The 23114-nt window shown below is 65.4% G+C and carries 18 protein-coding genes and 1 pseudogene; 5 read left to right on the top strand and 14 right to left on the bottom strand.

Features of this window, described 5'->3' with window-relative positions; all coding sequences use genetic code 11:
* Positions 1–111: 111 nt before the first annotated feature.
* The 4 genes from FDZ84_RS39305 to FDZ84_RS25230 form a co-directional block, all read right to left on the bottom strand.
* Positions 112–5541 carry a hypothetical protein gene (locus tag FDZ84_RS39305; protein WP_246868411.1) on the bottom strand — a complete coding sequence of 1810 codons (5430 nt, stop codon included), beginning with the start codon at positions 5539–5541 and terminating at the stop codon, positions 112–114.
* Between the two features lie 294 nt (positions 5542–5835).
* Positions 5836–6252 carry a toxin glutamine deamidase domain-containing protein gene (locus tag FDZ84_RS37995; RefSeq protein WP_210435099.1) on the bottom strand — a complete coding sequence of 139 codons (417 nt, stop codon included), beginning with the start codon at positions 6250–6252 and terminating at the stop codon, positions 5836–5838.
* Positions 6253–6813: 561 nt separating this feature from the next.
* Entirely contained in the window at positions 6814–7134 is a 321-nt protein-coding gene (locus tag FDZ84_RS37990) for a hypothetical protein (RefSeq protein WP_210435098.1), read from the bottom strand.
* 22 nt (positions 7135–7156) lie between these two features.
* Positions 7157–7936 (bottom strand): DUF5753 domain-containing protein, encoded by a 780-nt coding sequence (locus FDZ84_RS25230; protein WP_210435097.1) that lies wholly within the window; start codon positions 7934–7936, stop codon positions 7157–7159.
* 382 nt (positions 7937–8318) lie between these two features.
* On the opposite strand from FDZ84_RS25230, the gene FDZ84_RS25225 reads away from it, so the two are divergent.
* Positions 8319–9362, top strand: a complete 1044-nt coding sequence (locus FDZ84_RS25225; RefSeq protein WP_168587900.1) for an undecaprenyl-diphosphate phosphatase — start codon at positions 8319–8321, stop codon at positions 9360–9362.
* 73 nt (positions 9363–9435) lie between these two features.
* Here FDZ84_RS25225 and FDZ84_RS25220 read toward each other — a convergent pair whose 3' ends face one another.
* The 9 genes and pseudogenes from FDZ84_RS25220 to FDZ84_RS25185 form a co-directional block, all read right to left on the bottom strand.
* Positions 9436–10824 carry a hypothetical protein gene (locus FDZ84_RS25220; RefSeq protein ID WP_246868410.1) on the bottom strand — a complete coding sequence of 463 codons (1389 nt, stop codon included), beginning with the start codon at positions 10822–10824 and terminating at the stop codon, positions 9436–9438.
* 90 nt (positions 10825–10914) lie between these two features.
* A pseudogene (locus FDZ84_RS41005) lies at positions 10915–11109 on the bottom strand (hypothetical protein); the annotation flags it as partial.
* Positions 11110–11356: 247 nt separating this feature from the next.
* Entirely contained in the window at positions 11357–12724 is a 1368-nt protein-coding gene (locus tag FDZ84_RS25215) for an MFS transporter (protein WP_168587898.1), read from the bottom strand.
* Positions 12725–12899: 175 nt separating this feature from the next.
* Positions 12900–13514, bottom strand: coding sequence for a bifunctional 4-hydroxy-2-oxoglutarate aldolase/2-dehydro-3-deoxy-phosphogluconate aldolase (locus FDZ84_RS25210; protein WP_168587897.1), 615 nt, complete (start codon positions 13512–13514; stop codon positions 12900–12902).
* Positions 13504–14259, bottom strand: coding sequence for an IclR family transcriptional regulator (locus tag FDZ84_RS25205; protein WP_168587896.1), 756 nt, complete (start codon positions 14257–14259; stop codon positions 13504–13506). The genes FDZ84_RS25210 and FDZ84_RS25205 overlap by 11 nt, the downstream gene beginning before the upstream one ends.
* The gene (locus tag FDZ84_RS25200; protein ID WP_168587895.1) at positions 14244–15239 is read right to left on the bottom strand and encodes a sugar kinase; all 996 of its coding nucleotides are present in this window, start codon (positions 15237–15239) and stop codon (positions 14244–14246) included. Before FDZ84_RS25200 ends, FDZ84_RS25205 begins: the two co-directional genes overlap by 16 nt.
* Positions 15236–16225 (bottom strand): 2-hydroxyacid dehydrogenase, encoded by a 990-nt coding sequence (locus tag FDZ84_RS25195; RefSeq protein WP_168587894.1) that lies wholly within the window; start codon positions 16223–16225, stop codon positions 15236–15238. Before FDZ84_RS25195 ends, FDZ84_RS25200 begins: the two co-directional genes overlap by 4 nt.
* A 2-nt stretch (positions 16226–16227) precedes the next feature.
* On the bottom strand, positions 16228–17001 hold the full coding sequence (locus tag FDZ84_RS25190) for an SDR family oxidoreductase (RefSeq protein WP_168587893.1): 774 nt from the start codon (positions 16999–17001) through the stop codon (positions 16228–16230).
* A complete protein-coding gene (locus FDZ84_RS25185; RefSeq protein ID WP_168587892.1) occupies positions 16998–18044 on the bottom strand; it encodes a zinc-binding dehydrogenase in 1047 nt (348 codons plus the stop codon). Before FDZ84_RS25185 ends, FDZ84_RS25190 begins: the two co-directional genes overlap by 4 nt.
* Before the next feature lie 132 nt (positions 18045–18176).
* Between FDZ84_RS25185 and FDZ84_RS25180 the strand changes: the two genes are divergently transcribed.
* The 3 genes from FDZ84_RS25180 (at position 18177) to FDZ84_RS40995 (ending at position 20086) form a co-directional block, all read left to right on the top strand.
* Positions 18177–19394: an enolase C-terminal domain-like protein gene (locus FDZ84_RS25180; protein ID WP_168587891.1), complete on the top strand. Its 1218-nt coding sequence runs from the start codon at positions 18177–18179 to the stop codon at positions 19392–19394.
* 81 nt (positions 19395–19475) lie between these two features.
* Positions 19476–19889 (top strand): helix-turn-helix domain-containing protein, encoded by a 414-nt coding sequence (locus FDZ84_RS41000; protein WP_371812676.1) that lies wholly within the window; start codon positions 19476–19478, stop codon positions 19887–19889.
* A gap of 8 nt (positions 19890–19897) precedes the next feature.
* Entirely contained in the window at positions 19898–20086 is a 189-nt protein-coding gene (locus FDZ84_RS40995) for a hypothetical protein (RefSeq protein ID WP_371812675.1), read from the top strand.
* A gap of 1266 nt (positions 20087–21352) precedes the next feature.
* Here the strand turns inward: FDZ84_RS40995 and FDZ84_RS25165 are convergent.
* Positions 21353–22000 (bottom strand): hypothetical protein, encoded by a 648-nt coding sequence (locus tag FDZ84_RS25165; RefSeq protein ID WP_168587890.1) that lies wholly within the window; start codon positions 21998–22000, stop codon positions 21353–21355.
* Positions 22001–22215: 215 nt separating this feature from the next.
* Between FDZ84_RS25165 and FDZ84_RS25160 the strand changes: the two genes are divergently transcribed.
* Positions 22216–23106, top strand: a complete 891-nt coding sequence (locus FDZ84_RS25160) for an IS982 family transposase (protein WP_168584373.1) — start codon at positions 22216–22218, stop codon at positions 23104–23106.
* Positions 23107–23114 lie beyond the last annotated feature (8 nt).

Below are 23114 nucleotides of genomic sequence, written 5' to 3'. Positions count from 1 at the left end.
TATGTGGACATTCTCGATGGCGATTTCTGCTATACCGCTTTCGTGACGGATGTGTTTTCCCGTGCGATCGTGGGCTGGCAGGTGTCGGACAACCTGAGAACCGAGCTTGCGCTAGACGCGCTCGATATGGCATTGTGGTCCCGGAGAGAGCATCTCAGTAAAGCATTGGTGCATCACAGCGATCGAGGTGTTCAATACACCTCGATCCGTTACGGGAAACGGCTTGCCGACGCCGGGATCGAACGATCTGTTGGCAGTACGGGCGATTCCTACGACAATGCGCTGGCAGAGTCGGTCAACGCTCTCTACAAAAAGGAACTCATCGGCCGGAACGGCCCATGGAAAAACGCTGCCGAGGTCACCTTGGCGACCGCGGAATGGGTTTACTGGTATAATCATGAACGGTTGCACTCCTGGTGCGGCGACAGGCCACCGATGGAGTTCGAGCAAGCCTTCTGGCAACGCAGACACGTGCAGCCCCCGACAGCGGCATAGCCCCACGAGACAGATGATCAGGTCTCCACAAAACCCGGGGCGGTCCAACCCGTCCCGGCCGTCCTGCTCAGCCCCAGTCCACCCCGATACCCCCTCAGACCCCACACCCCGCACCGCCGGGGCCCCACTACCCACCCCGGTCCCCGACACCTCCCCGACCTTCTTCTTCCGCCCCCGCCCCCGCCCCGCCACCTTCGGCCGCAGCGCCGCCAACTCCACCGCCTGCCCCTCAGTCAGCTGATCCCGCCCCTCCAACTCCTCCAACTCCACAACCCGATCGGCAACAGCCTTCACCGCCCGGTACCGATTCGCGACCCTTTCCTTCTGTTTCTGCCACTGCTGCGCCTTCGGCCGAAGCGCCGCCAACTCCTTCGCCTGCCCGTCAGTCAGCTGATCCCGCCCCTCCAACTCCGCAACCCGATCGGCAGCGACCTTTCCCGCCTGGTAATACTTCGCGTTCAGTTCCTTCTGTTTCTGCCACCGCTGCGCCTTCGGCCGGAGCGCCGCCAGCTCCGTCTCCTGCTCGTCAGTCAGCTGATCCCGCTCCTCCAACTCCTCCAACTCCACAACACGGGCGGCAGCAGCCATTCCCACCCTGCGATACTTCGCTTTCGCTTCCTTCTTTTTCTGCCACTGCTGCGCCTTCGGCCGGAGCGCCGCCAACTCCGTCTCCTGCTCGTCAGTCAGCTGATCCCGCTCCTCCAACTCCTCCAACTCCGCAACCCGATCGGCAGCAGCCTTTACCACCCGGTGATACTTCGCGTTCTCTTCCTTCTGTTTCTGCTTCCGCTGCGCCACCTTCGGCCGGAGCGCCGCCAGCTCCGCCGCCTGCCCCTCAGTCAGCGGCCTCGCCAACGCCTCCAACTCCGCAACCCGATCGGCAGCAGCCTTTCCCACCCTGCGATACTTCGCGTTCGTTTCCTTCTTTTTCTGCTTCTGCTGCGCCACCTTCAGCTGGAGCTTCTCCAGCTCCTTCTCCTCATCCGGCGTCAGCGGCCCCTTCTCCTTCAACGCCTCCAACTCCACAACACGGGCGGCAGCAGCCTTTCTCGCCTGGTAATACTTCGCGTCATGTTCCTTCCTTTTCCGTTTCTTCTCCGCACTCGGGTCCTGGTCCTGCGGTGCTGCCTGATCCGTGGGCGTGAGCACCTCACTCCCACCATCACCCGGAACAGCCCCAACAGCAGCGGCTGCGTCCACCTTCCGCCGCTTAACCCCCCCGAAACCCTCACCAGCCTCCCCCCGGGAACCCTGGTCAGCCCCCTCCCCCCGCGTCCTCTTCCTGCCCCTCGTGCCGGCTCCCCCCGCCACCGGCCCGGACGCGCCACCCCGACGCTGGGGACCCGTCACCACAGCGGGCAACCCAGACCCCCCATTCTGGTGCCGCAGCCCGCAACCACTGGGCGGCAACACCACCTCCCCCTCCCCACCCACCCCGGACACCGGAACCACCCACATCCCGGTCGCAGCCAGGACCTCAGCGTCCTCGGCTTTCTCCCCCTTCTGCGGATTCCACAGCACGACCCGCCCGTGCCCATCGCCGTCTTCCGCACGCACCGCAGCGATCACATGCGCACTACCATCGGCACGCTGGTAAATCACCGGCACAACCACACCCACCAGCCCACCCCGCACATACCACTCAACCCCAGCCACCCCAGCCACCGGCCGGGCCCTCGCCCCGAACGCCACCTCCAACCGAGCCGGATCCCGGTCACCCACAGCCGGCCCCGCCACGAACTGCCGACCGAACTTCACAGAATTATGAAACGCCACCACCGCCTCCAGGCAATTCACCCGGAAACCCTCATCACCGCACCGATAATTCGCCTGATTCACCCCCGACAGGAACCGATACCCAGACCCCACCCACCCACCCTCCGCTACCGGATCTGAAACCCCCCACACCCCAGAATCCCGCCCCACCGCATCCGGCCACACCACATCCGGCCCCACCTCCGGCGCTCGTTTCGGGCCCGCACCACCGGGTTCGTTGCCAGCGGGCCTGGCCTGGTTCGCGCTCATACCACCAGGCCAGGCCCGGCGACGTCCTACACCAGCAGCGGGATCAGCGGAAGTGCGTCGCGCCCCCTCACCGGTCGCTTCTCCCCCCGGGGACGCCCGCCCGGGCTGTTCCGCCACGCGGGAACCACCGCGCCTGGGCTGCACTACCGCCCCGCCCGGACCAGCACCACCGGACCAGCCAGCACCACGAACCGGACTCGACCGCTGGAGCTGCCCCGCCATCGATTCCAGGCCGCGTTCCACAACACCAGCAGAACCAGCACCGCTGAACATGCCGACCACCTGAGCCACCGCCACGGGATCAGCCGACCACGGCACCGCGCCAGAATCCCCGGACTCCTCCTCCACAGCGGTTGCATCAACCCGGCGCAGGTCCTGTTCCCGCCACAACGCCGACCGGGGGCCGGGAAGCCCTGTGCCCGCCTGGCCAGCGTGTGTGGTGGCCCCGGGCCGTGGGTCCCCGACCACCGACCTCGCCTGGGCAGATGCCCTCTGGGCAGCCGATGCCTCACCCCCGGCCACCGTCTCGCCACCGGAGGCCGGGACCGTTGCCGAGGCGTCCGCCAGACCGGCCACGCCCCCACTCCGCCCGCCGGCCAGCACCGCGGCACCAGGCCCGGCCAGCGGCTTGGGACGAGAACCATCCGCGGGGAACACCGTCCATCGCGGCTCGCGCCCGGCCTGTCCCGGCATCATCGCGACAACGTGACGGCCCAAATCCCGCGCCAGCGCCGACCCCTGACCCCGCGTCACCACCACACCCGCAGTCGGATCGCCTTGGGATACCAGCAGCACAGGCCCGCCCGGGGAATCCGCGACACCCTGCACGAACTCCGCCAACCCGCCACCAGCAACCACCTCCGCCGGCACCAGCACCCGCACCGCGTCCACCGGCAAGCCCTCCGGCCACGCCGCCACCCCGTCCTTCCGCAGAGACGACACCGCCTGCGCTCGACCACGACGCCGGCCACGGGAGCGAACAACCCCCTCCACGGGCAACACCGCCGAACCCTCCGACACCACAACCCCACCCTGTCGATGCGAATCACCACGCCCCGCAACCACATCCACACCAAAAGACCCACCCTCGCCGGTCACGGCACCCGGCAAAGACTCACGCCCCCCAGACCCAGCACCACCGTCGGGATCCGCCCCCACCCCAGGCCCAGCCCCGGGTGTGACAGTCTCCGGGAACACATCTAGCGACCGGCGCCCCGACACGCCAGAACCATCCACACCAGAAACGTCCACACTAGATACTCTGATCATGCCGGGAACGTCCACATCAGACTTCCCGGTCACGCCATGCAAACCGGGCACGGCCTGATCGTCACCGGGCCCCGGACTGTACGGCGGTGGTGGTGTGCCCGGCCGGTCCGGACCAAAACCCGTTACCTCACCGGAATATGCGGGTGGTGGTGTGCCCGGCTGGTGCTGCCCTGAGCCGGGCACCGCCGGAACACCACGCGCCGGCGTCTCGCCCGGCGTACCGTCATCGGCACCGCCCTTACCGCCGCCACCGGCACCCTCCTTACTACCCTTAACGTGCGTGCCGTACTGAACGTCCTTACTGTCCTTGCCGTCCACAACAGCGGACACCACCAGGTCTTTGCCGGAGGGCACCGGCACGGCAGCCGAATCCACCGACCCGGTATCCGAGAAAACAGTGTCCACATCAGACACACTCGAGAAATCCGAGCCGGCCCCGGAATCCGAGCCAGTCCAGCGATCCGAGCCAGTCCAGCGATCCGACCGCGAGCCATCCGATCGCGAGGCATCCGAGGCATCCGATCGCGAGGCATCGGATGGGACGAACGTGCTGTCTTTGTCTGGGGAGCCAGGGATGTTCCCTGTCTGCGACCCGGACCCGATTCCCGGCGGCGGGGTCTTCTCCCCATCGGACCCGCCACCATCGTCGCTGCCGTCCCCGCCCCGGCCGGTGCCCTCGAGGTACGGGCTCGGGCCTTGCGGGTGCAGCTTGCCCCGCAACGCCAAACCCGCCAGATTGCCCACACCGCTGAACACCGTCTCGAACCCACCCGCCGTCAACGAATACGGGTTCCAGGTCACCGGCAGACCCGCCGCCGCCGCATACGCCACCTCCCCGAACAACTCCGACAACGAGCCCGCCAAGGCCTCCCCGAGCCCGCTGCCGAACCGCGCCGCCCACATCGCCCGCACCGACATCCCCGCATAGTCATCCAGACTCTTGCCCACCGCGTCCGCGAACTTCGCCATCGCCGATACCGGATACAACGCCGCGTGCTCGGCCACCGCTTTCTTCGCCGCCGCCTCCAGGATCGCCGCGTCCACGTCATCGCCCAGGCCCTTCACCAGCACCTTCGTTAACGTGTTGCTGACCAGACCGCCCACCGCCGACAACGGCAGCGCCACCAACGCCGAGAACGCCCCCATCCCCGCCGCCTGCTCGGTCAGCGTCCCGTCCCACTTCTGAGCCGATTTCTCACCCAGCATCTGTGCCTGGGCCTGCACGTCCGGCAGCACGTTGAACGCCACACCACCAGCCGCCATCCTCGCCAACCGCATGAACAACTGCCCCCACCACGTCGTCAACCACACCCGCATCGCCGCCATCCGCGCCGCGAGCCACAAAAGCGTCGCACCACCGGTCGCCCCCGCAAACCGCATCGCCCACGCCATCTCTAACCACAGCAACTCCAGGCTATAAATTGTCATCAACTTCAGATACCGCACCTGCTGCGACGTCTTCCGCACGAACACCGCTAAATCCAGTAACCCCGCCTGCCCCGAGGACAACAACCCATCAAAAATCCCCAACCCGTCCGCGAACCGGTCCGCCGCTTTCCCCGAAAACTCCGTCCGCACCTTTCCCACCAGCTCCGCCACCAACGCCCGCACCTCGCCCAGCTCCGCCGCACCCGACTCCAACGCATCCGCCACCGCGAACAACGCACCCTCATCCGCATCCGTCATATCCTCACCGGTCAACACCTGAAAAAGCCGCCTCACCCCCTCCGGCACCATGATCGACGAAAACATCACACCCACCCCACCCCAACGCCACCACAACCCAAGGCAGCAACGACGTACGCGGGAACCAGCCCTTCCGCCCCGCCGGGAACCAGCCCCGTGACCCGCGAGCGCGGTGACGCACCAAAACCCAGTAACCGGGCGGCCTCAGCCGCCCGGCACCCGAACCACAACACACCTCTCACAACGAAAACACGGCTCCTTCCAGCAAGAACATGCACCACTCCACTCAAATCCATGAAAATATCACTTGCCAGCGGACACGCTCACGAGCGAAAGGGGGAACTACAACACGTATTCGTACTAACGAGCCAAAGCGCATGACACGGAACTCGACAAGCCCACCTCGCCGTCACAGCGGTACGCCAACCACGCCTCCACCTTCTCGACAGCCCCAGCGAATTCGTCCGCCGCGACCTCCGACGGCAGCAGCCCACCGACGGAATCACCTTGCCGACGGCGGAAACGCGCCACCACAAGCACAGCCACCTCGGCGTCATTCCGCTCAGCGACAGCCCGGCGTAGACCGTCGAGAAAAACCACAGCATCATCCACATAATCCGCATACAGCAGGTCACCAGCCAGCTCACGCCCGCCGAACTGACGGCGCAACCACACCACGGCCCGAGTCCCCACACCCCCGTCCACCACGGTCCCGGCCGCATCCGCCCACGTAGCGCACGTCACAACCTCCGCACCGGGAAAATGCGCCGCCAGCATCCGATCCACCAGCCCGGCGTCTCGCCGGCCGGATCCCACGGCAGCGCCGAGGCAAGCCGGCAATTCACCGCGGCACCCGTCGCGATCACACAGTTCCGTGCGTTGACCCGCCAACGCCACGCCCCCGGCTCGGGCCGTCACACATTGAGAGCCTCATCCAGCGGACCGGCATGAGACGCGGGAAACGGCTCCGCCCCATCCAAAGAAACACAGACCGTCGCCGCCAACATCGGCTCCTCAGACTCCACATAGCGGCAACCGAAGAACACCACCCGCTCCGTCGAGAGGACCGCCTCCTCACCCCTCAACACCACACGCTCAATAGGTGTCGTGCAACAAGGAACGCGCCCGCTCCGCGAGCCCGTTCATGCCGCTCCGCCACTCACCCGCCAAACCATCTCCAGCGCCGTATGAGTGAGCCCACCCTACCCAGCCTCCAATCCCCCTTACCCGAACGTCCCGCACCACCCGCCCGCCCAAACCACCGGACCTCCTCGCACCATAAAGACATCGCCGATAGGCAGTAACGGAGCCACAACGGCGACATCTTTGATCAACAGATCAGAAAAGGCTCGCCCCGGAACTCCCGGGAACGAGCACCCCAATCACACAACCGGTCCAGGAGCTGGGCGTCAACCAAGGCGCACCGGAACTCGATCGGCGAGCCCCTGAGCGCAAGACTCCTACGCGCTCCATGAGCGTGCGCGCGCACTCGGCAGTGAACACCAGCCGATGGTCATCCGGCCCGCCGAACACCGTCTTGTCGTCACGCAGCTCGACCCAACCATCCCGGCGGGCGACACATACGCACGACAGGTCGGGCTGGCTGCGGGCGGCCTTGCGGAACTCACCTTCAGCAGATAACGGCGGCGTGGTGTTCATGCGGACTCCTTGATATTTGAATCTATTCCTTGAACTCACGTGCGACCTGTGCAAGAAACTTGCGGGTCTCGGCAAAGTTCAGAGCAGCAGCACTCAGTCGGGCCCAAGCAGTGTCGTGCGCAGCGAGCGCCTTCTTGTCGTCGATGTATCGGATCTCGGCCACGCCTTCGACGTACGCCAGTTCCAGCGGTCCGGCCTGGCCCGGCGAAGGAACACGAAGCAGCACAAAGTTATTGCCGATCGGCGACTTGCGCCCAGGAGCGGACTCGTAGGGCATCACCTGGATCATGACGTTCTCTCGATTCGAGAGCTTGATCATGTGGTCAAGCTGCTGGCGCATGACCTCACGCCCGTCGCCCCACATCCGACGCAAGCAGGACTCGGAAACCACGAACCGCAAGGACGGCGGCTCGGACCTGTCAAGGATGTCTTGTCGAGCAAGACGGGCGTTCACACGCTCGTCAAACGTCAAGCCGTCGATCTCGGGCAGATCCGCATACATGGCCCGGACGTACGCTTCGGACTGCAGCAGGCCTGGGATGACTTCGACCTGGGACCAGCGAATCTGATCCGCGTGTTTCTCGAGATCAACCAGCAGGCGCACCTCCTCGCCGTAGGCGCGGTTGTGCCCTGCGCTCCAGAAGCCCCGTTTGTGGTTGTCGCGCCGCATTTCGCGCAACGCTTCCTGGTAGCCGTCCTCAGTGAAGCCGAGCTTCGACGCCAACAGCATCAAGTCACCAGGCGCGATGGCGCCGGTGCCACCGATGAGCGCGTTGATCCGGCTCTGGCTCGCCTCGATCAACTTGGCAGCTGGTCAGAGTGGACACGGCAAGCCGCCGACAGCAACGTGGTTGGGCGAGTGTACCCGGCGGCTGAAGGCGGAAGCCTTCGCCTTCGCCTTCGCCAAAACGAACAACACTCGCCGCCGACGAACTTACGACCCAGTTCCGGACAAATTACCAGGCTGAATTCGGACAATACATACCCATCCGTAAATAGCACAACAAACGCAACATTGGCGGAAAATCCGAAGTCGGGGATACCTTCGACTCATCCCCCGTCGCAGCGGCACCAAACGGCACTCCTGTCGCAATTCGCCGCATTTCCAGGCCTGTACTCTCGTTACGGATTCCGGTGCCAGCCCGGCTGCGCACACAACGACAACCGGCGAGAAAGGTCCCGCCATGTCAGATCTGTCCTATCTCGAAGCCGCCGTGATCGGCTTGCTGCAGGGAGTCAGCGAGCTGTTCCCGGTTTCCAGCCTCGGGCACAGCGTTCTCCTGCCGGCACTCATCGGGGGCAGCTGGGCTCGCGACCTTGACATGAGCGCACCTCATTCATCGTATTTGTCTGTTCTGGTGGCAATGCACGTCGCCACAGCGCTGGCATTGGTGATCTTCTTCTGGCGCGACTGGGTACGCATCACCGGGGGATTGCTCACCTCGGTGCGGGACCGGCGCATCCAGACGCCGTACCAGCGCCTGGGCTGGCTTCTGGTCGTCGGCACGATCCCGGTCGGCATCGCGGGTCTGGTACTGGAGAAAGTGGTCCGCGAATACCTGGGCAAGCCCGTACCCGCGTCGATCTTCCTCGCGCTGGGCGGCCTGGTTCTCTACGCGGTAGAGAAGTACAAGCAGCGGCGAGGCCAGAACGAGGACATCCCGCACAACGAAACCCTCGACAGGACTCCGCTGCACGAACAGGAAACGATGGTGATGTCGGCGGTGTCGACCGAGCAGACCGTCCCCATCCCGGCCGTGCGCGGGCATGACTTGCATGACTTCCTTGCCGGGGACGACCGGTACGAATCCGACGCGGATGCCCAGGACTTCCAGTCCGACGTGCGGCTGTCCCGGCAGAGTTGGCTGCAGGCACTCCTCATCGGTGCCGCGCAGAGCCTGGCGCTGCTGCCCGGCATCAGCCGGTCCGGCATCACCATGGCCGGCGGTTTGGTCCGCGGCCTGCGCCACGACGACGCGGCACGCTTCGCCTTCCTGCTGTCCACCCCTGCCATCGGCGGCGCGGGCCTGTTGAAGATCCCCGAACTCTTCGCCCCGGAAGCGCAGAACGTGCTCGGACCCGCACTCCTCGGAAGCGTCCTGGCCGGAATCGGCGCCTACATCTCGGTGCGCTTCCTCACCTCGTACTTCGAAACGCGCACCCTGCGTCCCTTCGCCTTGTACTGCATCATCGCCGGGCTGGCCTGCTTCGGCTGGTTCGCCGTGTAGGAGCGCGCGGACCGGTTTGGCATCAGGTCGCCGATCCACGCGCCGCAGCGGGGCTGTTGCAGGTCCGTCTGGTTCACTGTCTGGTCGACCTGGGGAACCAGGCGTACCAGTCGCGACTGGTGGGCGCGAGGTAGTGCGTCGGGGGGAGTTTCTGTGCCGGGTAGAGGCGGTGGCCGACCAGACCATCGGGGGCGCGCTCGAAGTAGGCGCCGCTGATCCAGTCCGGGTTGATGTCCATCTCCATGCCCCGAACGACGCCGGCCCCTTGAAGGAGGCGGCCCAGAGTGCACACCGACAGCGCGGGCCCAGCGACGTAAACCTCGGCACCGCTGGCCGTGAGCCCAAAGGCGGAACGGTCGATGTAGGACTTGTTCCCGACGGTGACGCCCCACTCGGCGCTGCCGCCGGTGTCGCAGGTGGGGTTCAGCTGCCCGTTATCGACGAGCATGACGAGGTTCTGACGCACGCTGGCGACGTCCGGGGTGAGGTGCACTTCCTGGTTCCACGAGCCGACCTCGGCGGTGCCGTTGCGCAGCATCACCAGGCTCGCGGCACCGTTGACGAACGGGAAGACGGTCCGCCCGTCGCTGTAGTAGCCGCCGTGGCTGTCGCCGCGAGGCAGGCGGAACCCGGCATTGAACGCGGCCAGCACGCTTTCCTGGTCGGTGTGCGTGAGCACGTCGGGTTCAGGCCAATTCCCGCCCGGATCCTGGAAGCCGGGACGCAGCTGGCCGCTGACCAGCTTTGGATCAATCCACATCGCGGCAGCTAAGTAGGAGGTGTGCTGCGCGTCCGGGCGCACCAGAGCGACGCGGATGGCGGGTTTCCCGCGCACGGTTGCTACGGTCTGCCACTGGCCTTCGCCAGGCAGCGGTGTACCACCGGCGAGATTGGGCATCGGAGCTGGACCTCCGGTCGAGGTGCCGTCGATGCCGACCTTGGGAATCCCGCCCTGCGGCGTGCCACCGACCTTGGGTTTGTTGGCGTCGTACTGCATTTGCTCCAGGTATGTGATGACCGAGCCCAGGCCGTGATCGCGTCCCCATTCGGCCAGCCGCGCCGCCGCGCTCGCATTGCCGGGCGCAGCGAGCGCATGACCGATCGACCCGGCGATCACAACTGCGAATGCTCCGAGCACGGCCAGCGTTCCGCGCAGCGCTCGCCAGAACGGGGATCGGCGATTCCGGGAGCCAGACACCGACGAACGTCTCCTGCGATGCTTCACGGACAGCCTTTCCAGAATTTTCCAGCGGTTGCCCGCCAGAAGGCGGACCGCCCAGCTCTCAAGATCGTCTCTTCGGTGGCGTGCACCTGACCGTGAGGATTCTGCACGATCGGGAAAACAGCAAGAGCCGAGCATCCTATGCAGGCCGCACATGCCTTGATAGCCAGCGACAATAGGATTGGTCACATCCAGAGAAAGAGTTCTGTCCCATTTTCGACCTTGGCCCGAAACGGGCATTTTATGGGCTCTTCTGTCATATCCGCGGCTTGGCATTCCGCCCATATCGGGCGGACTGGATTCTCGTGCTTGCGATGCGCTGATCCATTCCTCGATCCTCTCTTCATCGCGTTCGGCAGCTCGCCGCGCCGGCCGCTGTCGGCTCCAGCCCAGACGGCAGGAACTCCCAAGGCATTCCCATGTGCAGCACGAACAAGATCCCCCACCGACCCGGCGACGGTCCGGTCGCCGAGGACTTCTGTGCGACTCAGCGACCAGACCGTGTTCTCGCCGTGTTCTCTTCATGCGGCCGGCGTTACCGGTGAGGCGTTTTCTTAGAGCCTGTTGGTGAATGGTCTGGGTGGGTGGTCGCTTAGCGGAACCTGAGAGGTTCCCCGGACTGCGGGTGCCCCTCCTGATGTATGACCAATACGCGGCGGAGGGGCCGTCCTCGCCAGAAAACCTCTCAGAACCCGCCGATGGTCATCTTGGCAAGGCGAATGCAAGCGGCTCCGCCGCTTCCAAGGCGCGGACGGCATTCGCCGACAGGCTCTCAGGTCAGCGGCTGGGATTCAGTTTCCCGCGCTGGTGAGTTCGAGGGACCTGTGCCGGGGATTCGACGTGCCCGGCGTGCGAGGAGCACCGAAACGATGGTCAGGAACTGGCTGGCGACAACGAAGAGCACCACTGGCCAGGGCGAGCCGTTCGTTGCTCCGACCAGAGCGGTGGCGATGAAGGGTGTGGTGCCGCCGAGGACCATGACATTGATTTCGCGCGAGGCCGCGATCGCGGTAAAGCGATAGCGAGTTTCGAAGAGTTCCGAGAGGAATGCGCTTTGGGAGCCAAGCATGGCGCTTTGGCCCACGCCGTAGGCGATCACCATTGCTGCCACGACGATGCCTGGCTGGCGGGTATCGAGCAGCATGAAGTAGAACGGCATGTAGATCGCGGTGAAGATCGCGCCGCCGAGCAGGACCGGCCAGCGGCCGATGCGGTCGGCGAAGATACCGAACAACGGAACGGCGATGACGCTAGATCCGGTGGCTGCGACGACGCCAAGCGTCGCGACGGTGGCCGACATTTCCAGCGTGGTCTTGATGTAGCTCAACGAGAACGTGTTGACGAGGTAGCCGGCGACGTTCAATCCGGAGCCGCAGAGGATACCGACGATCAGCTCTCGTGGGCTCGCCTTGATCGCTTGCAGCAGCGGGATCTTCGTCGGTTCGGTCGTTGCCTTGCTGATTTCGGATCTGGCTTGGGTGAATTCCGGTGTTTCTTCGACGCGACGCCGGATGAAGATCGCGACGCCGAAGATCACCACGCTGGCGAGGAACGGAATCCGCCACGCCCCGTTGAGCAGCGCATCCCGCGGGATCGCGGCCAGCACCGCGAAGAATCCGGTGGACAGGACGAACGCCAGGCCCACGGAGGCTTGAGCGAAGGAGGTGTAGAAAGCTCGTTTGTTCTGTGGGGCGTATTCGGCGACTGCGGTCACGGCACCGGCGAACTCCGCTCCGGCGCCGATGCCCTGCAGCATGCGGGTGAGCACGAGCAGTATCGGCGCCCACATGCCGATCGCCTCGTAGGTGGGCAGCAGCCCGACGGCCACTGTGGCCGCCCCCATGAGCGTGACGGTGAAGATCAGAATGGGCTTCCGCCCGATTCGGTCACCAATGTGGGCGGCGATCATGCCACCGATCGGTCGCACGAAGAACGCGACGGCGAAGACCGCGAACGAGGCCAGCGCGCCACCGATCGCGCTTTGTTCCGGGAAGAACAGTGGTCCGAAAACCAGGGCGGATGCCGCTCCGTAGAGGGCGAAGTCGTACCATTCGATCACCGTTCCGATCGAACTGGCGATGACGACTCGTCTCGTGCCGCGACTGTCGAGGGCAGCCGCGGAAGTGGGCGAAGGTGTCACGGTGGCTCTTTTCTGATCGCCGTTGCGGTTCGTCGTTGAATGCACGATTCGGCGCTACATAGGGGCACCCAACAGAGAATCATTGCAAATGTTGCAATGTCGATGTATTAAACACAATGCTAGGTCGCGGAATTCTTCGGTGTCAAGAATTCCACCTCGAATCGATCGGTGAACCTCAGCGTTCCGTTTTCGCTAGGGCGCGCCGGAGCTCCGGCAACGCGTCCGGATCGGACAGTGCGGATCCGACTGCCACTCCGCGACATCCTGCGGCAAGGAAGCGGGCCGCGTTGGATGCATCGACTCCCCCGGTCGCGACGAATCTGATGTCGGGAAACGGTGCGAGCTGGGCGGAGATCCAGTCCGGGCCGAGTTGTGCGGCGGGGAAAGCTTTCAGCCAGATGAGACCGCCTGCGAGCGCGGTAGAGATCTCGGTGGCGGTGGCGACGCCGGGCAGGTGCGGCAGGCCGCGCCGTCGTGATTCGGCGATGACGTCGGGGTGTGTCCCGGGAGCCACCGTGAATTCCACGCCCAAGTCATGGACTGCGGCCAGTTGATCCACTGCGGTGACTGTGCCCGCGCCGATGGGTTTGCCGCGTGGCTTCGCGGCGGCGAGTGCTGCGCGCAGCGCGGGAAGCGCGTCGGGTGACTGCACGGGGACTTCGACGAGTTCGACCCCGAAGTCCCAGGCGCGTTCGCACATCGCCACGGTCTGCCCAGGGCTGAGGTTGCGGAAGATCCCCAGCACCGGGTTGCGGTCGAGACGACGCTTGAAAAAGGTGTCAGTGTCCATATTGGTCTCCTCGCCAGCCCAGGCTCTTGGAGATCCGGTGTGCGGCTGCCCGGAATCGGTCGATGTGCCCTCGCAGCTCCTCCAGCGGCGCCACCGCGCGCAGCGCCGTGATGGAGATGCCGTGCGTAACTTTGCCCCGTGCGTCGAACACGGGCAGGGCGATGCAGTTGATGTAGTCCTCGCGTTCCCCGTTGTCCTCGGCCCAGCCCCGGTCTCGGGTGGCATCAAGGTCCTTTTCCAGGTCGGCCCGGTCGGTGATGGTCGTGGGGGTGTAGCGCTCGAAGGTCGCGCCGTCGAGGATGCGCGCTCGGGTGTCGTGGACCTGGTAGGCGGTGATGATCTTCGCGACACCAGCGGTGTGCACCAGCGCCGGCAGGCCGATCCGGGAGCCCATCGCGACGCTGCCGCGTCCGTCGATCTTGTCGACGTAGACGATCTGGTGACCGACCAGTTCGCCGAGGTGGACGGTGTGCCCGTATTGTTCGCTGAGCTCCTGCAGGACCGGGTGCGCCAGCGAGCGGGCCTCGACCTGGTCCAGCGCCAGCTGACCCAACGCGATGAGCTGAAAGCCCATGCCGTACCCCTCGGAGACCCGGCGGACGAAGCCGCCCTCCTCCAGCGTCTGCAGCAGACGCAGCGCCGTGGACTTGTGTACTCCGAGGTGTTCGGCGATCTCTCCGAGGGAACGATGCTGGCGCGAGACGAATCCGATGATGTCGATCGCGCGCGCTACGGTCTGCGACATAGGTCATCGCTCCTTGGATCGTCGGCTGCTTCACCGTTCGGCTCGTCGAAAAGGCTATCCAGCATTCCAACGATCTCTCGCGCCGGAAGCAGTTCGGCGAAGTCGGAGGGCGAGGCCAGAACCCGCGACGCCACATAATGCCCAAGCCTGAGACGGGTCACCTCGTCACGATCGTCGAGCAGCCCGCTAAGCCATCCGGCGGCAAACGCATCGCCAGCTCCGACAGCATCGACCACATCGGTCCGGATGGATGGTTCGCGGAACACGCCGGCCGGGGTGAACGCCACGGCTTCGGTCGCACCGTCCTTGACGATCAGGGAGGTCGGTTCGTCGAGGAGGTCCCGGACACTGTCGACGTCGGAAGTGCCCCAGAGAGCTTCGGCTTCGTCCCGACCGACAAACACGATGTCACTGCGTTGGGCGAGTGCGCGGAGTTCCGCCGCGCCGTTCGTCCAGAGGTTCGGTCGGTGGTTGACGTCGAAGCTGACCAGGGCCGGGCCGAACGGCCGGTCGGAGACGACGTGGCGGGCCACGTCCATTCCGTCAGCCGAGATTGCCGCAGTGATCCCCGAGATGTGCACGATGCGCGCCGGTCGCCGGGTCCATGCAGCGACGTCGCTGGTGTTCATCGCCGATGCCGCCGAACCGGTCCGGTAGTAGTAGACCTTGGTCCCGCTCGGGGCCGGGTCCTTGAAGTACACCGCGGTGGGGCGGCGTTCGTCGCGGCGGACGAGATCGACGTCGACGCCCTGCCCGTTCAGGAACTCCATGATGATGTCGCCGAGCGGATCCGTTCCGACGGCGCTGGCCCACGCGCTGCGGTGTCCGAGTTTCGCGAGCAGAGCGGCGACGTTGGACTCCGCGCCACCCGGTCGCAGGATGAAACTGCTGCGGGTGTCCAGGCGTCCGCCGGGCTCGGGTGTAACCATCACCATGGTTTCCCCGACTGCGACCAGATCCAGCTCATCCGCTGTGGTCATGGCGATGCCTCCCGGACCACGTTTCGCAGCGCGGTTCCGTCGAGCAGGTGCACGAGGTTCTCGACGACCTCCTCCGCCCGTTCCGAATACGTGTCATCGGCCGTGGCCGAAAAGTGCGGCGTCATGACGACGTTGTCCAGCTCGGCGAAAGGGAACGGCGAAGGCGGGGCCACGTCCGCGGAAGCCGGTGTGGTCCATACGTCGAGTGCGGCATTGGCGATGGTCCCTTGCCGCAGCGCGTCGTACAGGTCGCTCTCATTGAACACCGCGCCGCGCCCGACGTTGACCACGGTCGCTGCCGAGCCGAGACGTTTGAGCTCGGATGCCGCGATGAGTCCACGGGTTTCGTCGGTGAGCGGGCACGCCACGACGAGCACGTCGGATTCGTCCAGCAGATCGCCGAGGGCGTCCAGGCCGGCCACCCACCCGGCGTCCGGGTCCGAGACGTCGCGGCTGCTCGCGGATTTCCGGACCGCGATCGGCCGCATGCCCACCGCCCGGCACAGCTGCGCGATGGACCGTCCGATATGGCCGAAGCCGATGATCCCCACCGTGCTGTCCCGGAGGGTGCGGAACACCGGTGCGGTCGGGTCGACCATCCGAGTGCGCCAACGACCTTGGCGCAATTCCGCATCGCGCCACAGCAGGTGGCGGCGCGCTGCGAGCAGGACCATCAGCACGTGCTCGGCGATCGAACGGCCGTGCCCGTAGGCATTGCACACGGCGACCGAGGTGGGGAGTTCGTCGATCGCGATGTGGTCGGTTCCGGCCGCAGTGACCTGCAGGAACCGGAAGTCCGGTCCAACCGCGCGGGCCAGTTCAGCGTCGAAGAACACCCCTACATAGGCGGTCGCGCCGGACAGGCGGTCGCGCACAGCTGCGCGATCCGTTCCCGGAAGGTACTCCAATTCGATGGGCCGGTTGGCCAGGGCGGTGCTGCCGCGCAGCCACGGCCAGACGTTCTCGTCAGTGACGGCCACCCGCATCGTCAGGCTCCAGTCGGGGTGTAAGCGCTGGTGTCGACGTACATCCGGTTCCACACCGGAGTGACGACGAGTTCATTGACGCAGACGTTGGCGGGCAGGGCCACGACCGAACCGACCACCTCGGCGACGTCGCCGGGCGAGAGCATGCGCTCGACCTCCTCCGTCGGCGGCGGGACCGGCCTGGTCTGCAGGATCGGGGTGTCGACCTCGCCCGGGCACAGGTGCGTGGCCCGGATACCGTGGCGGCCTTCCTGGTCGTTGAGCGTTTCTACCAGCGCACCGAGCGCAGTCTTGCTGGCGCTGTAGGCGGCACCGGCCGCAGACATGTAGCGCCATCCTGCCCACGACGACACCACAATCACCTGGCCGAAGCCGGCAGTCCGGAATCCCGGCAGCACCGTCAGCACGCACCGGGTCACCGCGTTCAGGTTCGTGTCGACGACCCGGCTGAAGTCCTTGCTGCTGAGCTGGGACCACCATCGATTCGTCACGTTGGTACCCGCCGAGCACACCAGAACCTCGAGTGTTCCCAACCGTTCTTCGACGGTCCGGTGCGCGGCGGTCACCGAGTCGTCGTCGGTGACGTCGACCGGGACCGGATCCGCGTGCCCGCCAGCCTCGGTGATCTCCTTGACGGTCTCGGCCAGGTGCTCCTCGCGTCGACCGGAAACGATCACGTGGTAGCCGTCGCGCGCCAGCCGGAGTGCGATCGCGCGCCCAATGCCGCTACCGCCGCCAATCACCCACGCCCCACGCGCTGGTGCGGTATTCGTCATGCAATTCCCCTGTTCTGCGATGGGTCGATGAGGACCTTCACGCAACCCTCACCTCGGGCCGCCGCGGCGAACGCGTCGGTTGCGGCATCCAGCGGGAAGGTCGTGGTCGGCAGGTCCGACAACGACAGCGCGTCGGTTTCGATCAACTCGGTGGCGGCCGCGAAGTCCGCGCGCCCATACACCCGGGTGCCGATCACGTGGTGCTCTGCGAAGTTGACCGTGCGCAGATCCACCGCCGGAGGCGACTTGTAGACACCGACGATCATGATCGTCCCCTGGATCCTCGCGGTCTCGGTCAGCTGCAACGCCACCGCAGGATGCCCCGCGGAGTCGAAAACGATGTCCGCTCCGTTGCCGGCGCTCCGCCTGCGGATCTCGGCGGGTGTTTCCGCTCCGAAAGGCAGGACGGTGAACCCATACCGTTCCGCGACGCCACGCCGCCAGGTGTTCGGCTCGACAAGCACGACATCGCCGGCTCCGCGATACCGGGCTACCAACGCAGTGAGCAAACCGATCGGCCCCGCACCGTAAACCGCGACGGAATCGCCTGACCGCAACCCCGACCGCGACACCGCGTGCACCGCAACTGCGAGCGGTTCAGCCAGTGCAGTCAGTTCCGGCGCAACGTCCGGACTCACCGGCTGGAGGGCGTCGGCGCGCACCGCGACGTACTCGGCCAGCCCGCCCGGCTCGTCCACCCCGTACAACCCGAGCGCTGCGCACACGTGGGAGTTCCCGGAGGCGCAGGCCCGGCACATCGGAACCGTTCCACGATCGGCACAGACGATCAGCGGCCGCACTGCGACCTGGCTCCCTACCGGTGGCGCACCCGGGGCGTTCGAGTCGGCAACGGTTCCGCAAAACTCATGACCGATGATCACTCCGGGCTGGGCACGCGCGTGCTGCCCCCGGAAGATCGCCAAGTCCGAGCCGCAAATGCCCACCCGCGAGACCTTGATCAGAGCTTCGCCGGGGCCGAGCCCGGGGATCGGGACCATCCGCTGTTCGAGTCGATCGACACCGGCCCAGGACACAGCACGCATTGATCCGATGCCCACAATCAACTCCCGTTGCAAATATTGCAATGCCGATGAACTATGTGCAAAATGTAGGCCGATCGGGTTAACATGTCAACGCGTCAGAGTCAGACCCCCAGCGTTGCGCAGAGGAAATCGATGGAGATCACCCGAGTCGAAGCACGACATGTCGCCCGGTCAATGTGGGGCAACTTCTGGCAGCAGCAGAAGAGCGTCCGCGGCCCCAACCCGATGAGCCAGTTCCCGCAGCGCGGCAACGGATGGTCCTGGTACACCTGGCCACAGGGCATCGTCGCCGTACGCGTCACCCTCGCCGACGGCACGACCGGTATCGGCTACGCCGAGGACGGGATCGGCGCGGCGACCACCATGGTCACCGACCATCTCGGACGCATCGCGACCGGACTCGACGCACGCGCCACCGAACAAATCTGGGAACAGCTCTACCGATCGTCCATTGTGTACGGACGTAAAGGCGCCGCGATCGAAGCGATCAGCGCGATCGACATCGCTATCTGGGACGCGCTCGGCAAAACCCTCGGCCAGCCGGTGTACCAGTTGCTCGGCGGGTACCACGGCAAGACCGTCCGCGCCTACGCCAGCAAGGTCCAACCAGACGATGACCTCAGCGAGGTCCGCCGCATGGCCCGCGACTACACCGAACGCGGCTACACCGGGGTCAAGGCGAACTGGCCCTACGGACCCGCCGACGGCCGCCGCGGCCTGCTCGCCAACCTCCGCTACATCGAGGCCATCCGCGACGAAATCGGCGACGACATCGAGCTGATGAGCGACGCCTACATGGGCTGGGACCGTGCGTTCGCCACCGACATGCTGCGCGGCGTGGCCGAGTTCGACCTGCGCTGGGTCGAAGAACCACTCATCCCCGACGACGTCGAAGGCCACGCCGCGCTCCGCGGCCTCGGTCTGGTGCCTATCGCCACCGGGGAGCACGAATTCACCCGCTACGGCTTCCAGCACCTAATCGACGCCGGCGCGGCCGACGTGCTCCAGCCCGATGTGCACCGGGTGGGCGGCATCACCGAACTGCGGCGGGTGTGCCAAATGGCCTCCGGTGCCAGCATCGACGTCATCCCCCACGTCTACTCCGCCGCCACCCTGCACGTCGTCCTGTCCCAGCCCAACTGCACCTGGATCGAACACCTCACCAACCCGTCCTACTGGGGAGTCGACCAACGCGTCGAACCGCTCTTCCTCGGCGAACCCGCCGTCATCAACGGCCACCCCGAATTCCCCACTGAACCCGGCATCGGCTTGCACATCAACGATAAAGTCATGCCAGAACTCGCCGACTGGGCCACCGACGAGGAGAAACTTACGCCATCGGGTATCTAGTGTCCTGCACCGGAAATTCATGGTCGAAATAGGCTATACTGCGGGTTGGGCAACCGAAGGTTGAGTTGGTGCTGACCGACGATGAGCGTTCGACGTTGCAGCGTTGGGCTCGGCGGGCGAAGAGTTCGCAGGCTTTGGCATTGCGGTGAGCTGGCATGCGCCGATGGTTTGTCCAATGTGGATGTCGCCGAGCAGTTGCGGGTGTCGCGGCCGACGGTGGGCAAGTGGCGGTCGCGGTTTGTCCAGCGACGACTGGAGGGGTTGGCCGACGAGGATCGCCCAGGCGCGCCGCGGAAGATCACCGACGAACAGGTGGAGAAGGTGGTCGTCTCGACGTTGGAAGAGAAACCGAACAACGCGACGCATTGGTCGCGTGCATCGATGGCGAAGCGTTCCGGGCTGAGCAAATCGACCGTGGGAACGCAGTGGTTCTGTGCACCAATGAGAAATCCCAGGTGCAGGCGCTGGACCGGTCGCAACCGGTACTGCCAATGATGCCCGGCATGCCCGAGCGTCGCACCCACGACTACGTGCGCAACGGCGTGACCAGCCTGTTCGCCGCCTTCGACATCGCCACCGGCAAGGTCATCTCCTCGCTGCACCGCCGGCACCGCTCGGTCGAGTTCCGCAAATTTCTCACCAAGATCGACAAGACCCGTACCGGCGGAGTTAGGCGTCCATGTCATTTGTGACAACTACGCCACCCGCAAAACTGAGATCATCCAGAAATGGCTAGCGAAGCATCCTCGATTCCAAATCCACTTCATCCCGACCGGATCAGGGCGTGTGCAAGGTTGACCTGTCCGGTTTAGGTAGTTTCGGATAGGGAGGTGGGTGGCAGGTTGGCCAGGTGGGTGGCAGGTTGGCCAGGTGGGTGGCAGGTTGGCCAGGTGGTGGACCGTTTCGATACCGGCGGCTTTGCCGTTCGGGCGGCGCCAGCGCCATATCCGGATGCCCTGCCGGGCCCCGTGCCGGGCCCCGAGCAGATCGGTTCGCAGGTTTCCGTCCAGAACAAGGACCTTTCGGCTGCGGGCCCTGACACGTCCGTGCCCGCCCACGATTTCCATTGAAATTGCGGAGGTTGTCCACAGGCATCGGCGTGTCGGGGTGCGACACGCCGACGGTCCGCAAGTTCCATTGAAATCGAAGGTTCGATTTCAATGGAACTTGCGGGTTCTCTCCGCCGAGGCGGACTCGATGAACGTCTTCGCACCGGCGGTCACCGCCAGCACCGCCAGGGCCGGCAGCAACGGCAACCCATACAGGATTCCCCGCCCACCGCCTCCAGAGCCCGCCAGAGACCGTCCACACGACCCCGCAAGGACTCGACTGTGACGGTGGGCCGGTCAAGCACAACCCGAATCAGGGAAGCCAAGAACACAAGAGCGCGGCTCCTGGATAGACCGTCACGGCTTGGACAACCCGATGATCTCCCACCGGAAACCGCGCCCTCGTCTCGCATCCCACCCTGGACAGAAACCCGCCGCAACCCTCAGATCAACCTTGCACACGCCCTGCCGACCGGATCGTCCTGGATCAACCAGGTCACCAAACTCCTGCAACGCGGCGTGCACACCAGCGTCCAGGCACTCGAGGCCGATATCCGCAACTGGATCGACGAGTGGAACAACGATCCCCGGCCGTTCATCTGGACCAAGAGCGCTGATGAGATCTTGGAGTCACTCCGATCATATTGTCAACGCATCTCCGGCGCAGGACACTAGTGGTTAGAGGCGAGAATCGGCGCTAATACGTCAGCGGTGCGCCCAGTGATCAGGACGTAGTCACGTCATGACCTGAACCCTCGGTGACGCGGAGCTGGAGTCTTCCGAGGTCGTTTTCTTGTCGATCTTAAAAAGGGCCGTTGTGGCAGTCGAGTTCCTGGCGGAACAGCAGCGGCATGTTGCACCATTCCTCGGCCAGCGGGCGTTCCCGCTCCGCCGAACGCCACGGCATTATCAGCGACTGTGCTGTTGCGACTGGCCTACCTGGATGTGACCAACGCGTTCGCGATGCTGCGCCTGCTGTCGATGAGTGACCGGGACAAGGTCGTCGAGATCCACGCCTTGCGCAACCAAAATCACGGTGCAGGAGGCGGACAACTCGACACGGGCTGTCAAGTTTTCGGTACCCCTGGCCACCCTCTTGCCACCGGAGGCGGCCGGGACCGCAGCCGAGGCGTCCGCCAGGCCAGCCACGCCACGCCCGTCTGCCAGCACCTCGGCAACAGGCCTGGCCAGCGGCCTGGCCGATCCATCCGCAGCGAACACCGTCCACCGCGGCTCGCGCCCGGCCTGTCCCGGCGTCGTCATCGCGACAACGTTGCGGCCCATATCCTGCGCCAGTGCCGAACCCTGATCCGGCGTCACCACCACACCCGCAGTCGGATTGCTGGGGGACACCAGCAGCACAGGCCCGCCCGTGGAATCCGCGACACCCTGCACGAACTTTGCCAACCCGCCACCAGCAACCACCTCCGCGGACACCGGCGCCCGCACCGTGTCCGCAGGCAAACCCTCCGGCAACACCGCCACCGGATCCCGGTCCACAGACGGCGCCGCCCGCGACCCCTCCCCCGACTGCGTCACCGAATCCGGCGACACCACCGCCCCATCCTTGCGATGCGCACCCCCACGCCCCCCAACCGAGTCCACACCGGGATCCCCATCGCGGCCGGTCACCCCACCCGGCGACCCCGGATGCCCCCCGGGCATACCACTGCCGGAATCCGCAGCAGACCTAGCTAGATGATTGATTCCGTGAAGATCATGTGAAGGGGGCCGGTGTGACGGCCTGGGAGGAGGGTGTTCAAGATCAAACTGTGACGAAAGAACTGAACACCCTCCTGACCGCACTCTACGTGCTGATCGATGACCATGTCGTCCCGGCTCGGACCGGACGGGGACGGCGCCCGCTGTTCACCGACAGTGAGTTGCTGACGCTGGCGGTGGCTCAGGTTCTGCTGCGCTACAACGGTGAGCGTCGCTGGATGCGGCACGTGCATAGCAACCCCGAGCTGCTGGCGATGTTCCCGCACGTGCCTCGCCAGCCCGGATACAACAAGCGTTTGAGGAACGCGCAGCCCTTGCTGTGCAAGGCAATCATCACCCTGGCCGCGTGCTGCCCGTCCTGGTTCGACGACCTGTGGATCACCGACGCCACCCCGGTGCCATGCGGCATGTCCCGGGAGACGGTGAAACGCTCGGACCTGGCCGGCCACGCCAACTATGGTTACTGCGCGTCACACTCCAGGTGGTACTGGGGCCTGAAGCTCTACCTCGTGTGTACCGGGGACGGGATGCCGGTCATGTGGTGCCTGGCCGACCCCAAGATCGGCGAACGCGAGGTGCTGGCCGCGTTACTCGACAACAACCACTACCTGATCCGCAACGGCCAGATTCTGTTGGCCGACAAGGGTTTCTCCGGCAAGGAGTTCAAGAAACTCACCGAGTCGAAGCAACTGCGGCTACTGCGCCCGGACCGCAAGGACGAAACCTACGCATGCGGCAACCTCGGCGGTGTGCGCCAGTGGATCGAGTCGGTCAACCAGACCCTCAAAAGCCAACTCGGCCTCGAACAGCACGGCGGACGCACCCCGGCAGGCGTGTTCACCCGCGTCGCCCAGCGCTTGCTGGCCATGGCCGCAGGCATCTGGCACAACTGGGAAACCGGCGCGACCAGCAAACGCTCACTCATCGCGTTCGACCACTAACACCAACT

Source organism: Saccharopolyspora sp. ASAGF58, from assembly GCF_012277335.1.
Lineage (GTDB): Bacteria > Actinomycetota > Actinomycetes > Mycobacteriales > Pseudonocardiaceae > Saccharopolyspora > Saccharopolyspora hattusasensis.
The sequence above is the reverse complement of the archived record's forward strand: the minus strand, read 5'-3'. Positions and strand labels throughout refer to the sequence as shown.

What these genes read in the sequence shown, in the direction of transcription:
- FDZ84_RS25220 (WP_246868410.1), bottom strand. Translation starts at nt 10,824, where the DNA reads ATGCCCGTTTCGGGCCAAGGTCGAAAATGGGACAGAACTCTTTCTCTG.
- FDZ84_RS39305 (WP_246868411.1), bottom strand. Translation starts at nt 5,541, where the DNA reads ATGTTTTCGTCGATCATGGTGCCGGAGGGGGTGAGGCGGCTTTTTCAG.
- FDZ84_RS25225 (WP_168587900.1), top strand. Translation starts at nt 8,319, where the DNA reads ATGTCAGATCTGTCCTATCTCGAAGCCGCCGTGATCGGCTTGCTGCAG.
- FDZ84_RS41000 (WP_371812676.1), top strand. Translation starts at nt 19,476, where the DNA reads ATGAGCGTTCGACGTTGCAGCGTTGGGCTCGGCGGGCGAAGAGTTCGC.
- FDZ84_RS25195 (WP_168587894.1), bottom strand. Translation starts at nt 16,225, where the DNA reads ATGCGGGTGGCCGTCACTGACGAGAACGTCTGGCCGTGGCTGCGCGGC.
- FDZ84_RS25210 (WP_168587897.1), bottom strand. Translation starts at nt 13,514, where the DNA reads ATGGACACTGACACCTTTTTCAAGCGTCGTCTCGACCGCAACCCGGTG.
- FDZ84_RS25185 (WP_168587892.1), bottom strand. Translation starts at nt 18,044, where the DNA reads ATGCGTGCTGTGTCCTGGGCCGGTGTCGATCGACTCGAACAGCGGATG.
- FDZ84_RS25205 (WP_168587896.1), bottom strand. Translation starts at nt 14,259, where the DNA reads ATGTCGCAGACCGTAGCGCGCGCGATCGACATCATCGGATTCGTCTCG.
- FDZ84_RS40995 (WP_371812675.1), top strand. Translation starts at nt 19,898, where the DNA reads ATGCCCGAGCGTCGCACCCACGACTACGTGCGCAACGGCGTGACCAGC.
- FDZ84_RS37995 (WP_210435099.1), bottom strand. Translation starts at nt 6,252, where the DNA reads ATGCTGGCGGCGCATTTTCCCGGTGCGGAGGTTGTGACGTGCGCTACG.
- FDZ84_RS25180 (WP_168587891.1), top strand. Translation starts at nt 18,177, where the DNA reads ATGGAGATCACCCGAGTCGAAGCACGACATGTCGCCCGGTCAATGTGG.
- FDZ84_RS37990 (WP_210435098.1), bottom strand. Translation starts at nt 7,134, where the DNA reads ATGAACACCACGCCGCCGTTATCTGCTGAAGGTGAGTTCCGCAAGGCC.
- FDZ84_RS25200 (WP_168587895.1), bottom strand. Translation starts at nt 15,239, where the DNA reads ATGACCACAGCGGATGAGCTGGATCTGGTCGCAGTCGGGGAAACCATG.
- FDZ84_RS25190 (WP_168587893.1), bottom strand. Translation starts at nt 17,001, where the DNA reads ATGACGAATACCGCACCAGCGCGTGGGGCGTGGGTGATTGGCGGCGGT.